The following is a 14197-nucleotide window of genomic DNA, read 5'->3' as shown; positions in this document are numbered from 1 at the left end:
GATGCATAACTCTTCTCGTATTGGATATAGAGCTTTACGGCTCTTAACCTGTCTTCGTAGGAATACATGTGCGTGACCTCCTCCTATTAATGACCTCATTTGGTCCAGGATTTCGTCCGCATCCCCTAGATGGTTATTTTAACCCGACGCTAATGGAGGGCCGTATTTATCTCGGGAATGATTAGCTGTATAGTGGAGTTCAGTCAGTTCTATTTTAAACTGGGCTTGTTTGAATTTGACGATATATTCAATAATATGCTGGGCGCTCTGGCGGGATGGTGTGTATTTCGTATATTGAGGAGCTTCAGGAGAAAAAGCAGTTAAAAGGTTTGGATTTCTTTCGGGGAAAAACATGTTTATACCATCTATAATTTTCTTTAAAAAGAGAGGATGGTAATCACAATGGGTACCGAAAGGAACAGGTTTTCAGTAATGGCAGAAACGGTGGGCAAAAAGGAGAAGGAAAATGCTGGTACAGAGATGACGTTTTCCGGCCTGGCTTCGGAATGGCTGGAGAATTCGAGGATAAGGATAAAAGAATCATCCTATATCAAGTACAGGAATCTTCTCCGGAATCATATTCTCCCTGAGATTGGGGAGGATCACCCTAAAGTGCTTACAACAGAACGTATTGGTATATTTATCAGAAAGAAGCTCATAGAAGGACGGCGGGACGGAAAAGGAGGATTGTCTGAAAAAAGTGTGAAAGACATAACGGCTCTTCTGCGAAGTATATGCAGTTACGGCAATCAGTTGGATTATGATATTCCATGCCGGTTTGAGCTGCTGAAATTCCGCCGCAGTGACTGTGAAATAAGGATTCTGGATCGGAGTCAGTGTGCTGTCTTGGAAAGATACCTGCTTCAGGACAGAAGCCTTGTTAAGACGGGAATCCTTCTGAGCCTTTTTATGGGGCTTCGGATAGGGGAAGTCTGTGCCTTAAAAAAGGAGAATGTACTTTATAAAGATGCAATTCTTCAGATTCGATGTACAATGCAGCGGATACAGGACAGGGAAAAAGGAGGAAAGAAAACAAAAATTATTATAACTGAGCCCAAAAGCGGAAATTCTGTCCGGGATATTCCTATCCCGGCTTTTTTGCTGGAAAGACTGTATGAACTGAACACACTGCCTGAGGAAGCGTACATACTGACAGGAGATACAAAGAAATTCATTGAGCCCAGAACGCTGGAAAATATTTTTAAAAGGTATCTGAAGGCCTGCGGTATGCCGGATATCAATTATCATGCCCTGCGCCATACATTTGCGACAAGGTGTATTGAGGTTGGTTTTGATGTGAAGAGCCTGAGCGAAATACTCGGGCACGCAAGCGTCAATATTACGCTGAACCGCTATGTGCATTCCTCTATGGAGCAGAAACGGGATAATATGAAGAAGCTGAGGCTGATTGGGTGAGAAAGGAGAATTTCAGGTGAACCGTGTCAGAGATTCTCCAGTGAGATGAAGATATTCAACTTGAACATATTTAGAAGAGAAGAAAGGAAATATAATGCAATGAAAAAACATAATATTCGGGATTATATGGAGCTGATCTGTTCATTGCTTATAGATCAGTTTAATGTCAGATATAGAGAATATAGTCAGGAAAAATTTAAAGAAGAAGCAGATGTGAGATATGTAGAGAGGGACTGGATTTATAAATTAGGTGAACCATTTAAAGATTTAGCCTATTATGAGATACAGAATGAAAAGAGTAGTCAGGTACATCATGATATAGGTATACCTTCCAAGGACTTTATTATGGAAGTAAAATATTTGAAAAATTGGGACTCAACATCAAAAACTAAGACTGCAAAAAAAATTTGGAAAGAGTTTGAAAAAGATTTAACATGGCTGGAGGAAGAGATACGTACAGGCAATAAAGGAAAGAGGGCATTTATAATTATATGGTGCAATTGCATAGACTATTTTGGCAGAGTAGTACAGCTAGGGAGTGGTCATGGTGTGAAAAATCCTGTTAATAAAGATAGGTTGGTTTATTTTCCATTTTTAATGAATAAAAATCAGGATCCTGAAAAAATGTATACCAAAGATCTGGTCTATAATTATGAAAAACGTTTTCCGTGTTTATTGGATTTGAACAGTATAGGGAAAGGTGATGTAGAGATGGATTGTCTGTTTTTGGGAAAAAGAGAAGACAGACTCCATATTGTAATTTACTATTAAAAGCGTATATCTAATAAAAATGGCCAGGCAGATGTATTAAGACTGCTTGGCTGGATTTATTGAGTGAATTTTATGAACAGCTTTAAAACGGGGAAGAAGATGCTTGTTTTAGTGTGGATCCTTTGATATTCTTAAGGTAGATTTTTATGGCTTTTCATCATAAAATCTATGCAAAAAATAAAGAAATTCCTGCAGTTAATAGACAGAAGTAATTGAAAAAATAAACGGACTCCTCTGTAATGAAATGGGGCAATGGATTGGAGAAGCATGAATTGATGATAAATTTACCCGGAGTACGTACGCTTTATATAAAAGTCGATTAAGTATGAGGTGATTAAGAGAATATGCCCGGATATATTTTACATCTTGCCGCAGCACGGATGTATCTGGACAGGCTGCCCGCGGATGACCTGCTCTGTACAGATCTGTCTGCGCAGAATGATTTTTTTGCCGGCAGCCTGCTCCCGGATACGGTGACGGACAAACGGACTTCCCATTTCCGGCTTGAAGAGTACGGGAACCGGATGATGATATGGCCACATTTGGATATGTTTCGTTCAAAATACAGGAATATTATGGATACACCTGTGTGCCGCGGCTATTACTTCCATTTATATATTGATAAGAAGTTCTTTCAGGAGTACATACCACAGGTGGCAGAGTTTTATGACAGAACCGATAAGATCACGGAGGTGAAAAGGGAGATTGTCTCAGTCCGGCTGAAAAAGACCGGAGAGATGATCCCGCCAGAGCGGTATCTGTCTGAGGAATATTATTACGGGGATTATACGAAGATGAATACATGGATCTGTCAGAAGTATTCACTTCCGGAGCACCTGGATCCGCCTGCAAATCCGGGGATTGAGGAAGTGAATTTTCAGGACATTGAAAAGGTGATGGAGCAGCTGAAGGGGTACAGAAATGTGTCGGAAGATGCTGTAAATGATCTGAGAGTGTTTGATCTTGAAAGTCTGCTGGAGTTTCTTGAGAAGGCGGCAGCAGAGTTTGCAGTCACAGAAAAGTAAGAGAGAGGATATCTGTCCCCTTTCTGTGATGTTTTCCGGAGTGGAGGAGAAGACTTTATGGCAGATTTTCTGAATATTACAGCGGAACAGTTTGCAGTGTCTGTTGCAGAATCCTTTTTTCATATTTTTTCTGACGGGATGAAAAAAAGACTGGACAGGAGAGCGCTTGAGAAGCATTTTACTGATATTGCAGCTTTTTTGCGGGATTTTGAAAAACAGGGGCAGGACGGGCATTTTTTTGATGAGATTTATTGCGTGTTCAGTGAGGAAAATATTCGTCAGCTTGCATGGAATGCGGCGGATACACCGGGATTTCTGCTGAAGAACAGCATTGCAGAACGGCTGAAAGCTCTCTGTGGAAAATATGATATCCCGAAGGAAAAAGCAGACAGATTTACCAGGGTTTTTATTGATATGGTTTTTAAGGTGATCTGCCAGACAGATACGGAAAAGGCGTTTCAGATGTTTGTGAGTGGTCAGAACGACGGGCTGAGGGAGCTTCTTTTAAAGCAGGAAGGTACCCTGCAGTTTCTCGTGGAGACAATGCAGAAGCAAAGTGAGGCACAGGAGGATAATTCTGAGACTATCCCAGGGGCGCAGGATGAGAGTGGAAGTCGGTCAGAACGGGGATCTGCAGCAGAGGGAGATGGCGGAACATATGATTGGGATGAGAGTCTGAAGAATATACAGGCGGAGTGGAACCTGGAGCATATACATATAGAAGGAATTTTTGGCGATACGAAGCAGAGAAAAGCAGAGATGCTTGATCTTATCGAACACTGGAAGAATGAGCGGGAGATGTATCCCGGCTGGTATATCCTTCCTCCTTCATACAGGGACAGGCTTCGGATAAATACCGGCGGGGAGGAGTTCCTGCAGTGGGAGGAACTTCATTCGCTGGAAACTCGTTTTGTTTTTCTGTATGAAATGCTCTGGCGTTATGAAACGGGACTTTTCCCCTATTCTGCATTGATGCTTGAGAATGCAGCGAAAATATGGAAGGAAATGCGTGAAAGAGACCTGCAAATTCAGGAAGAATATCGCTGGAAATGGGTGGAAACGGGACAGATTCTGCTTCGGGAATTCAGGGAAGCTCTGCGGGATGACAGGTGGAACGATACATACAGATCTGTCAGAGAAGTACTTGACATAAGCGGACTGTCAGAGGAAGCAGAGAAACAGAGAGCACGTCTTCGGGAAAAGCTTGAGGTAGAACAGATACGATTTTGCTTTTACAGAATGCGGTTTCGTGATATGTTCAGCCTGATAAGTATGATACATATATCCAGGGATTCGTTTGAAAACAGGATGTTTATATGCAGTTTGAGGGCACAGTGCGGAGCATATGAAAATGCTCTGGAAGAGATCTGTGCTCTTGCAGCAGATGTCCGGGAAGCACGAAGAAGAGCGGTGAATAATAAAACAGAGTATATTTATCTGAGTTCTCTGCTCCCGTGTATTCTTCATTTACAGGGGCTTTTGGTTCAGATTTCAGGAACAGCGGAGCGGATAGGGAACGGAGTCGGTGAGCGGAACGGAAAAAGCGTTCTTGCTGAAGTGCGCGCATGCTATGCTTTAAGAGATGAATTCCGGGAATATTATTCGTTTGAAAAGGAAATAGACTGCTGTGCGGAGGCGCTTCTTGCATGGCGGGAACACAATGATAAGCTTCCTCCGTTTGAGCCAGGGCGTGAAAGAGTTGAACTGTTCGGGAGCAATGATATCTGCAGGGAAGCATATACATTCTGCCGTGTGCTAGAAAGAGCTGCTTTGTCATTTCGATTCTCGGGAATTGTACTGACAAAAAGAATAGAAAAGACCCTTTTTGAGGTGCTTTCTCTGTGGTATACACACTATGCCTGGCAGCTGATGATTATAAGTGGAGATATAAATAATGTGAAGATCTGTCTTTCGTGGAGCAGGATTGCGGAACTGGACAGAAAAGACAGAGATGTGCTGGTAGGGTATATGTGCGGCGCAGCAGAGGAACATTTGCCTGCGGCAGCAGGAATGCTTGAAAATGCAGGAAAGCTTTTGAACAGACAGGTTCTGCTGCCGTTGGCTGAGGCATTGATCCACCTGCTGTATACAGAATGTGGGAAAGAACAGGTCCGTGTTATTTCAGCAGGAATGCAGATGATCACGAAAGATCTTCTTCCGGATCCTGCGTTGAAAGAGAAGCTGTACTATACAGTAATGCGTCAGACTTCCGACGGTACGCTATTTGATGAAGAGGAGAAAACTGCCCTGAATCATGCATTCGGGCTAAGAAAAAATGTGTACGGCAGATTTCTTGAAAATCCGGAGCTTCCGCGAAGAGAGTGGGAAATCGCATGTGCGGGTTTAGGAATACTGTATGATATGGGAAGTCTTTCAAAAGATCAGTCTGAACAGTTTGGGGAACTGCTCTGGTCCCGGATCAATGATGCGACCGGTCTGCCGGATACGGAAAGGTACTACTTTTTCGTATATCTCAGATGGCCCTGTCCGCCTAAGGTTGATGCGGGAAAGCGGATAAAAGAGTATTTCCTGAATGAGCAGAGGATGGAGATTGTAAAAAAGGAGCTGAATATCAGTTCCCCGCTGGACAATATATATCTGAAGCAGCTGGAATCTCTGAATCATGAAGCAGTTGCAATATGGACATTGGAAGAAAAATCGCGTTTTCTTTCTCTTCTTGCGGACATGTGGAACAGGGCAAAAGAGCAGTATCTTGTAAGAGCGGAGCATTTCACCTTTGAAAAATACAGTTTTTTGAGGGTGTGCAGGCAGATTGAAGGTGCTGCAGCAGACTTTCTTTCCCTGGAAATATCTGAGAAATATCCGCAGATTTACGAGAAAATTAAGAAGATGATTCGAGAGATGGAGGAACGCGGGATTCCTGTTTTTGAAGCAAAAATCAGACTGCATATGTCGGAGCAAAGCTGTTCGCAGGTCGAAAACTGCATCAATATGTGGGATCCGCTTTGTGAAGAAATTATTGACGCGCTGTATGATACAGATGACATCAGAACATTTTCAGCCTGTGGCGCTCTGGAAAGTATGGCCATGACGGCACGGGAGGATAAACTGAGAGAATATCTGATGACGGAACTTATGAAGTTGATCCGTGCGGGCAAAGAACCGGGGCTTTCTTCTTTTCTCATTCTTGCTCACAATCTGTTTTATGTATGCGTCGGACAGAGTAAGAGACGCGCGTATTCGGTGAAGACGGTACAGGAAGAGGTTCCTGTTTACCCGGAACGGGTGATGAGACAGGTTGAGAAAGCACTCCTTTCTGTCGAGGAGCATACCCGGCTTAAGAAAGAGGATGAAAAAGACAGTGAGATCAAAAGAAAACTGGAGGTGCGTTCCAGGGGAGCGTCTCTGGCATATCAAGTGTATCTTTATGAGTGGCGGTGTTTTCCCGAAAGAGAGCATTCCGGAGCAGTGAATCTCTGGAAAGCGATCTGTACGGGAGAGCAGGCTGAGGAGGAGCTTGGGCTGGTAAGGAGGATGTGGCTGGAAAAAGATTTCTGACTGCCCTTTACGAACATTTAACATTTTTCCTTTTTCCCTCTCCCCCGGCTCACTGATATAATAAATCCGGAACACGGCAGCAGAGAACCGGACGTGAAATTGTAGAGAATCTACAAGTACTTGAGTATGGAAAGTCCGGCAGCACACAGAAAACGTGTAACATTGTCAGGGATACAGGGATATGAAAAACAATATCGTCAAACAGATCGGGTCCGGCTATGCGGATCTGCGCAGATCAGAGAAGCAGGCCGCGGACTATATACTGAAACATTTAACTGAAGCCTCAGAGCTCTCTCTCGACCGCCTGGCGCGTTCTGCCGACGTGAGCCAGCCCACGGTGATGCGGATGCTCAAAGCGCTTGGGTTTGCGGGGTATAAGGATTTCCGGTACCGGCTTGTGGCGGAGCTGGCCAAAGAGAGGGAAGACAGTGCTTCCCACGGGAACGGTACCCGGCAGATCATGTACGGATATACGCTGAATGAAAAGGATGCGCTGGAGGAGATACCGCTCAGCGTGACTATGACAACGGAGCGGATGCTTGAGGAGACAATGAAAAACTTTTCCGGACGCATCTACAGGCGTGCGGTTGAGGCGCTTACCGGAGCCCGGCTGATCGATATATACGGGGTGGAAAATTCGGAAGTTACGGCCATGGATCTTCTCACGAAGCTTCTGTATCTGGGCCTTCCGTGCCGTCATTTTTCCGACGGGTATCTTCAGCAGATCGCGGCGGGGAGACTGACGCCGGATGACGTGGCGGTGGGAATTTCCTATTCCGGTGAGTCGAAGGATACGGTGGATGCCATGAAAGCGGCGAAGAAAGCCGGGGCGTGTACGATTGTAATCACCAATTTCCGCGAATCCACGATCAGCCGTTATGCGGACATCCTGATCTGCACAAGCCAGGAGCAGATTTTCTACGGCAATTCCATTTTTTCCAGATCAACACAGATACTGATTGTAGATATGATCTACATGGGGATTATATCTTCGGACTATGACCATTATGTAAAAGAACTGAATAAATGTGAGAAGGTTGTGTTCGGCAAGGCGTACGGGCAGGGCGTGAAACACGGAAAACCAGACGGCAGAAAGTAGCAGTCCGGCTCGCGCCATCCGCGCAGCCGCAATTGTGTGCGGCCGCGGCTTCTCCGCTGCTTTGCCCATGCATGTACTGACGGTCGGTTCACAGAATCTCAGCGGTAGAAATTCTACAGCTTTAACTATGTTAAGCCTCTGTAAAGTTTACATTTCCTTTACAGAGGCTTGATTTTTTCTTGATAGAAAATCCCGGAGAAAAGCGTTTATAATTGCTCATGCAGACGGCCGGAAGCGCCGCGGTCAGGACATACAGCTCCTGAACTGAGGACGTGCAGATCGTGCAAGGACGTGCAGATCACGCAAGGATGTGCAGATCGCGCAGAGCCTGAACAGCAGCGGAATCCCGGTGCGGTACGGACAGGTATGGCACCAGGCGGGCACAGTCTGCGGGAAACATGAAAAAGGATATAAAAGCATATGGAGTGAGGAGTAAGTATTATGCTTGAGTTGAAAAATGTAAAGAAGAGTTATGACGGCACACCGGTGCTTACCGACATCAGCCTGAATATCGAGGACGGTGAAATAGTTTCTATATTAGGACCGTCCGGATGCGGCAAAACGACGCTTCTGAATCTGATCCTCGGGATCGTGGATTCTGACGGCGGACAGATTATTTACAATGGAGAGGACATCACGAATGTACCGATGGAAAAGAGAGGGTTCAACATTGTGTTCCAGGACTATGCGCTGTTCCCGAATCTGAATGTATATCAGAACATTACATACGGCCTCAGAAATAATCCGGAGATATCTTCCAAAGAAGAGGTAGAAGATCTGATTCATCTGCTTGGCCTTGAAGAGCATCTTTCCAAACGGATAGGACAGCTGTCAGGCGGACAGAAACAGCGTGTCGCTCTGGCGAGAACCATGGTTATGAAGCCGAAGATTCTGCTGCTTGACGAGCCTTTAAGCGCTCTGGACGGTGTGATCAAGGAGTCCATTAAAGACAGAATAAAAACGATTGCCAGAGAGTACAATCTGACGACGATCATCGTAACCCATGATCCTGAAGAGGCTCTGACGCTTTCCAACCGGGTAATGATTATCAATGAAGGGCAGATCGCGCAGTTTGGCCGTCCTGAGGAGATCATCCAGAGACCGGAAAACGGATTTGTGAAGAAATTTATCCTGAATCAGCTTGAAATTAAGAAGAACAATATCTTTACTCTGTTCGCAGGCCAGCTTCAGGAGCAGGCACAGGTCGGCTGAAGGGGTGGGCATCATGAGAAAGAACAGAGAGATTAAAGTTATTTTCGCGGTGCTGGCGGTCTTTTTTGCCGGTTTCCTTGCGGCGCCGATGATCAGTGTCCTTGTGAAGTCATTCACCGGGAACGGCGAGGCGGCATCCCTTTCCCATTATGTGGAAGTGCTTACCGGAAGGGGCTTTTTAAGAGCGCTGGGGAACAGTATCGTCATTTCCGTATGCAGCGCGTTTCTTGCGACGGCGCTGGCATTTGTTCTTGCGTATACGGTTCATTATACAAATGCAGGAAAAAGATATAAATGGCTGATCAGTAAGGCGGCAATTCTTCCTATGCTGCTCCCGACAATCACGTACGGATTCGCAATTATCTATTCCTTCGGAAAACAGGGGCTTCTGACACAGCTTTTCGGAAGGCAGCTTTTCGACATTTACGGATTCAACGGGCTTTTGCTCGGTTATGTAGTCTACACGCTGCCGATCGCGTTTACGCTGATTAACAACGCTATGGGATATATTGACAAGCGGTTTATGATCGTGTCAAGGCTGATGGGAGATTCGCCCCTGCAGACATTCCGGATGACGATTCTGATTCCGCTTCTGGGTACACTGGCAACATCGTTTATCCAGACCTTCTTCCTTTGCTTTACAGACTTTGGTATTCCGGCGTCTGTGGGCGGACAGTATGAGGTCGTGGCCAGCGTTCTTTACGCGGAGATGCTTGGAAGTATTCCGAACTTCGGAAACGGAGCGGTCGTTGCTCTTGTTATGATCATTCCTTCGGTGGTGAGTATTACAGTACTTCATATTCTGGAAAAATACAATGTACGCTACAATAAGATCTCTCCGATTGAGCTAAAGAAAGGCGTAAAAAGAGATGTGGTTTTCGGCACGTTAAGCGGAGTGATTCTTGTCTGCGCGCTGAGCATGTTCATCGTGATGTTTGTAGCTCCGTTTATTGAAGAATGGCCTTACCGGATGAATTTTACACTGGAACATGTACAGGCAGTATTTGAGGATCGGCAGCTCTACGGCGTCTATGTCAATTCTGTAATGGTAGCGCTGATCACGGCCCTGATCGGAACACTGATCTCCTATGGAGGCGCGCTTGTGACAGCGAGAAGCACGGTGAGCGGGAAGCTTAAGAAAGTTCTCGACAGTATTGCGCTTGTGACGAACACAATCCCCGGTATGGTTATCGGTCTTGCTTACCTGTTTGTATTTACGGGAACACCTCTGCAGAATACATTCCCGATTATCATCGTATGTAATGTCGTGCATTATTTCTCGACTCCATACCTGATGATGAAAAATTCTCTTTCCAAGATGAATGCATCCTGGGAGACGACCGCTATGCTGATGGGGGATAACTGGCTGAAAACAATCGCCAGAGTGGTGACGCCCAACGCGCTTTCCACACTGCTGGAAGTATTCAGCTATTACTTTGTAAATGCAATGGTAACAGTCAGCGCCGTTATCTTTATCGCCGGCGCGCGGACTATGGTTATTACGACCAAGATACAGGAACTGCAGTATTTCAATGAATTTAATGAAATCTTTGTGCTGTCCCTTCTGATTCTGTTCACGAACCTGATTGCAAGGGCGTTGTTCAGAAGGCTTGCGAAGGCCAGTGAGGCCAGACAGAACACGGCAAAAATATACCGGTTTTCTGCAAAAAAAGCGGCTTAAGAAGATGTGGCGCAGAATACAGAAAAAGAAATACAAAGGTTACGATACAAATCAAAAAATATATATAAACAGGGAGAAAATTACAATGAAAAGAAAAATGAATGTCAAAAGAGCAGTATCATTTACCCTTGCGGCGGCAGTTGCATTAACAGGCATGGCATGCCTTACAGGATGTGACACAGGAGCTTCCGGCGATCAGGTGATCATTTATTCCAACGCGGATGAGGAAGCGATCACAGCAATGGAGAACGCGCTGGACAGCAACGGATATGAGGGACAGTACATGTTCCAGACTTTCGGTACATCCGAGCTTGGCGGCAAGCTGCTGGCAGAGGGGACGAATATTGAGGCGGATATGGTAACGATGAGTACTTTCTATGTGGAGAGTGCGCAGGAACAGAACAGCATGTTCCAGGATCTGACCTTTGATGTGAATACACTTGATGAGTTTGAAGCATACTGTGCACCGATCACATCCCAGGAGGGAACTATCATCGTGAACACAGAGATGATGGAGGAGAATAATCTTCCGATGCCGGAGTCGATCGCAGATCTGGCAGATCCGGTTTATAAGGGATTCGTATCTGTTACGGATATTTCCGCGTCTTCCACAGCATGGCTGCTGATTCAGGCGCTTGTTTCTGAGTACGGCGAGGACGGAGCGCAGGAAGTGCTGACAGGTATCTATGAAAACGTAGGAGATCATCTGGAAGATTCCGGCTCCGCGCCGCTTAAAAAAGTACGTGCAGGTGAGGTTGCGATCGGATTCGGACTGCGCCAGCAGGCAGTGGCTGATAAGGCAGACGGACTTCCGATAGACTTTATTGACCCGGCAGAAGGCAACTTCAGCCTGACCGAGTCTGTGGCAGTAGTAGAGAAAGGGGATGACACAAACCCGCTTGCAATGGAGATGGCACAGTGCATTATCGATAACGGACGTGAGGAGCTTCAGTCTTACTATCCGAACGCACTGTACGAGGGTGAAGAGACAGACGCAGCAAACAAATCTGCAAATCCGAAAGTTTTCCCGGAGAAACTGACGGTTGATCTTCTGGAGCAGCACCAGGCAATCTCCGAGGCGGCAAAAGAAGCAGCGGGGATGTAGTCCCACCAGTTCAGCCATGAGTCTGTGCAGGAGCAAAAATCATGCTTGCATGATTTTGCGAGAGCACAGACTCATGGAGTGAGCGCCAGTCTATGAGGAAAGAAGCGGCGGAAGCCGCGGTAAGCACGGAGTGCGACTTTCCGAATGGCGCGACTGAACTGGTGGCTGCCGAGCCGGCGAGCGCCAGTCTATGAGGAAAGAAGCGGCGGAAGCCGCGGTAAGCACGGAGTGCGACTTTCCGAATGGCGCGACTGAACTGGTGGCTGCCGAGCCGGCGAGCGCCTATCTATGAGGAAAGAAGCGAAGGAAAAGAGAAAAGAGGAAACAAAGATGAAATCATATAAACTTCTTACACCGGGACCGCTGACTACAACGGACACCGTGAAGCAGGAAATGCTGTTTGACCACTGTACGTGGGATGACGATTACAAGCAGATCACCCAGGAAATACGCAGAGGGCTTCTCAAGCTGGCCCACGTATCACCCGAAGAGTATACGGTTGTACTTATGCAGGGAAGCGGCACTTTTGGAGTGGAGTCCGTCCTGACAAGCGTGATCGGAACAGGTGACGAACTTCTCATATGCGCTAACGGCGCGTACGGGGAGCGTATGGCAGACATCGCGGAACATGCGGGTATTAAGCATCATGTATACAACGAGCATTACAATAAAGTGCCGAACGCGCAGAAAATCGGCGAGATGCTCGACGCAGATCCTGCGATTACCCATGTCTCCATGGTACACAGCGAGACAACGTCCGGTATTCTCAATGATATCGAGGCGGTTGGAAAGGTTGTAAAGGAAAAAGGGAGAGTCTTTATCGTGGATGCCATGAGCAGCTTCGGCGGAGTGGATATTCCCGTGAAGGACTGGGGCATTGACTTTATCATAAGCAGCGCGAACAAATGCATCCAGGGTGTTCCGGGGTTTTCCTTCATAATCGCAAGAAAAGACCTTCTTGAGGCGAGCAGAGGAAAGGCGAGAAGTCTGTCTCTTGACCTCTATGACCAGTGGAAAACGATGGAGAAGGACGGCAAATGGCGTTTCACATCTCCGACCCATGTGGTTCTCGCATTTGCGCAGGCGATGAAAGAACTTGAGGAAGAAGGCGGAATCGAGGCGAGAAACCGCCGCTATACAGAGAACAACAGACTGCTGATCGAGAAGATGGGAGAGATGGGAATCCGCCCGTATATCGACAGCGCGCATCAGGGACCGATTATCACCACGTTTTTCTACCCTGAGGAGTGCCATTTTACCTTCACCCAGATGTACAACTACATCAAAGACAGGGGATACGCGATCTATCCGGGGAAAGTGACAGAGGCGGAGACGTTCCGCATTGGAAATATCGGCGAAATTTATCCTGAGGATATCGAGAAAGTATGCAGTCTGATGAGGGAATTTCTTGAAAAGTACAATCATGAGGAAAAAGGAGGAGCGCAGGCATGAAGAAGATTAAGACGGTCATTTTTGACTGGGCAGGGACAACGGTAGATTTCGGCTGTTTCGCACCGGTTCAGGCATTCGTCGAGGTGTTTAAGGAGTACGGCATCGAGCCGACGATGGAAGAAGTCAGAGAGCCGATGGGAATGCTCAAGATTGATCATATCCGTACCATGCTGAAAATGGAGCGCATTAAGGAACTCTGGATCAAAGAGCACGGAAAAGAGCCGGGTGAGGAAGAAGCGCAGGCACTCTACCAGATATTTGAGGAGAAGCTTCTTAGTATTCTGCACCTCTATTCAGATCCGAAGCCGGGGGTTGTAGAGACAGTGAACCGTCTGAGAAGAAACGGGATCAAGATCGGCTCTACGACAGGATATACAGATAAGATGATGGAGATCGTGGTTCCGGCTGCCAGAGAAAAGGGATATGAGCCGGATGTGTGGTTCAGCCCGGATTCGACGAATCAGAAAGGACGCCCGTACCCGTATATGATCTTCCGCAATATCGAAGCGCTGGGAATTAAGAAGGTGCGCCGCGTGCTGAAAGTTGGCGATACCATATCGGATATCAAAGAAGGAAAGAATGCAGGCGTCTGGTCTGCGGGAATTGTAGTGGGAAGTTCTGAAATGGGCTTAAGCCTTGCGGAATATGAAGCGCTTTCCCCGCAGGAAAAAGAGGAAAAGTGCCGAGAGACGGCGGATAAATTCCTGGATGCAGGCGCGGATAAAGTGTTCTATACAATAGAAGATCTGGGAGAATTTCTGCTCGGATAAAATGTGAAAATATGGATATATTATGTAAGGAGAAAGCCTCATTTTGCTAAAAACAGCGCAAAATGAGGCTTTTTGCGGCTTTACACAGATTTAACATAGACCTGATTTTACATTTTACATTTCTCTTTTATGATGATTACCGTGATG

The 14197-nt window shown here is 46.3% G+C and carries 10 protein-coding genes and 1 pseudogene; all 11 read left to right on the top strand.

Annotation, left to right across the window (positions count from 1 at the left end; all coding sequences use genetic code 11):
* Positions 1 to 165 precede the first annotated feature (165 nt).
* Positions 166 to 324, top strand: a pseudogene (locus LKD70_RS18810) (VanZ family protein); the annotation flags it as partial.
* Between the two features lie 108 nt (positions 325 to 432).
* Positions 433 to 1416, top strand: a complete 984-nt coding sequence (locus LKD70_RS11235) for a tyrosine-type recombinase/integrase (protein ID WP_227708125.1) — start codon at positions 433 to 435, stop codon at positions 1414 to 1416.
* Positions 1417 to 1461: 45 nt separating this feature from the next.
* Positions 1462 to 2187 (top strand): hypothetical protein, encoded by a 726-nt coding sequence (locus tag LKD70_RS11230; protein ID WP_227708124.1) that lies wholly within the window; start codon positions 1462 to 1464, stop codon positions 2185 to 2187.
* Positions 2188 to 2531: 344 nt separating this feature from the next.
* Complete coding sequence (locus LKD70_RS11225) at positions 2532 to 3212, top strand: hypothetical protein (protein WP_227708123.1); 681 nt, start codon at positions 2532 to 2534, stop codon at positions 3210 to 3212.
* Between the two features lie 57 nt (positions 3213 to 3269).
* Positions 3270 to 6731 (top strand): hypothetical protein, encoded by a 3462-nt coding sequence (locus tag LKD70_RS11220; protein ID WP_227708122.1) that lies wholly within the window; start codon positions 3270 to 3272, stop codon positions 6729 to 6731.
* A 181-nt stretch (positions 6732 to 6912) separates the two neighbouring features.
* Complete coding sequence (locus LKD70_RS11215) at positions 6913 to 7830, top strand: MurR/RpiR family transcriptional regulator (RefSeq protein WP_227708121.1); 918 nt, start codon at positions 6913 to 6915, stop codon at positions 7828 to 7830.
* Between the two features lie 441 nt (positions 7831 to 8271).
* Positions 8272 to 9042: an ABC transporter ATP-binding protein gene (locus LKD70_RS11210; protein ID WP_227708120.1), complete on the top strand. Its 771-nt coding sequence runs from the start codon at positions 8272 to 8274 to the stop codon at positions 9040 to 9042.
* 13 nt (positions 9043 to 9055) lie between these two features.
* Positions 9056 to 10723 (top strand): ABC transporter permease subunit, encoded by a 1668-nt coding sequence (locus tag LKD70_RS11205; RefSeq protein ID WP_227708119.1) that lies wholly within the window; start codon positions 9056 to 9058, stop codon positions 10721 to 10723.
* Positions 10724 to 10808: 85 nt separating this feature from the next.
* Positions 10809 to 11828, top strand: coding sequence for an extracellular solute-binding protein (locus tag LKD70_RS11200; RefSeq protein ID WP_227708118.1), 1020 nt, complete (start codon positions 10809 to 10811; stop codon positions 11826 to 11828).
* Positions 11829 to 12158: 330 nt separating this feature from the next.
* The gene (locus LKD70_RS11195; RefSeq protein WP_227708117.1) at positions 12159 to 13280 is read left to right on the top strand and encodes a 2-aminoethylphosphonate--pyruvate transaminase; all 1122 of its coding nucleotides are present in this window, start codon (positions 12159 to 12161) and stop codon (positions 13278 to 13280) included.
* On the top strand, positions 13277 to 14050 hold the full coding sequence (gene phnX / locus LKD70_RS11190; protein ID WP_227708116.1) for a phosphonoacetaldehyde hydrolase: 774 nt from the start codon (positions 13277 to 13279) through the stop codon (positions 14048 to 14050). The genes LKD70_RS11195 and phnX overlap by 4 nt, the downstream gene beginning before the upstream one ends.
* Positions 14051 to 14197 lie beyond the last annotated feature (147 nt).

Source organism: Ruminococcus turbiniformis (assembly GCF_020687545.1).
Taxonomy (GTDB): domain Bacteria; phylum Bacillota; class Clostridia; order Lachnospirales; family Lachnospiraceae; genus Mediterraneibacter; species Mediterraneibacter turbiniformis.
Note: the sequence above shows the minus strand (reverse complement) of the source record. Positions and strands in the feature narration are given on the sequence as shown.

Bases quoted from the DNA above. Each gene is read 5' to 3' on its own strand.
- LKD70_RS11235 (WP_227708125.1), top strand. From the start codon at position 433: ATGGCAGAAACGGTGGGCAAAAAGGAGAAGGAAAATGCTGGTACAGAG.
- LKD70_RS11220 (WP_227708122.1), top strand. From the start codon at position 3,270: ATGGCAGATTTTCTGAATATTACAGCGGAACAGTTTGCAGTGTCTGTT.
- LKD70_RS11230 (WP_227708124.1), top strand. From the start codon at position 1,462: ATGAAGATATTCAACTTGAACATATTTAGAAGAGAAGAAAGGAAATAT.
- LKD70_RS11200 (WP_227708118.1), top strand. From the start codon at position 10,809: ATGAAAAGAAAAATGAATGTCAAAAGAGCAGTATCATTTACCCTTGCG.
- LKD70_RS11195 (WP_227708117.1), top strand. From the start codon at position 12,159: ATGAAATCATATAAACTTCTTACACCGGGACCGCTGACTACAACGGAC.
- LKD70_RS11205 (WP_227708119.1), top strand. From the start codon at position 9,056: ATGAGAAAGAACAGAGAGATTAAAGTTATTTTCGCGGTGCTGGCGGTC.
- LKD70_RS11225 (WP_227708123.1), top strand. From the start codon at position 2,532: ATGCCCGGATATATTTTACATCTTGCCGCAGCACGGATGTATCTGGAC.
- LKD70_RS11210 (WP_227708120.1), top strand. From the start codon at position 8,272: ATGCTTGAGTTGAAAAATGTAAAGAAGAGTTATGACGGCACACCGGTG.
- LKD70_RS11215 (WP_227708121.1), top strand. From the start codon at position 6,913: ATGAAAAACAATATCGTCAAACAGATCGGGTCCGGCTATGCGGATCTG.
- phnX (WP_227708116.1), top strand. From the start codon at position 13,277: ATGAAGAAGATTAAGACGGTCATTTTTGACTGGGCAGGGACAACGGTA.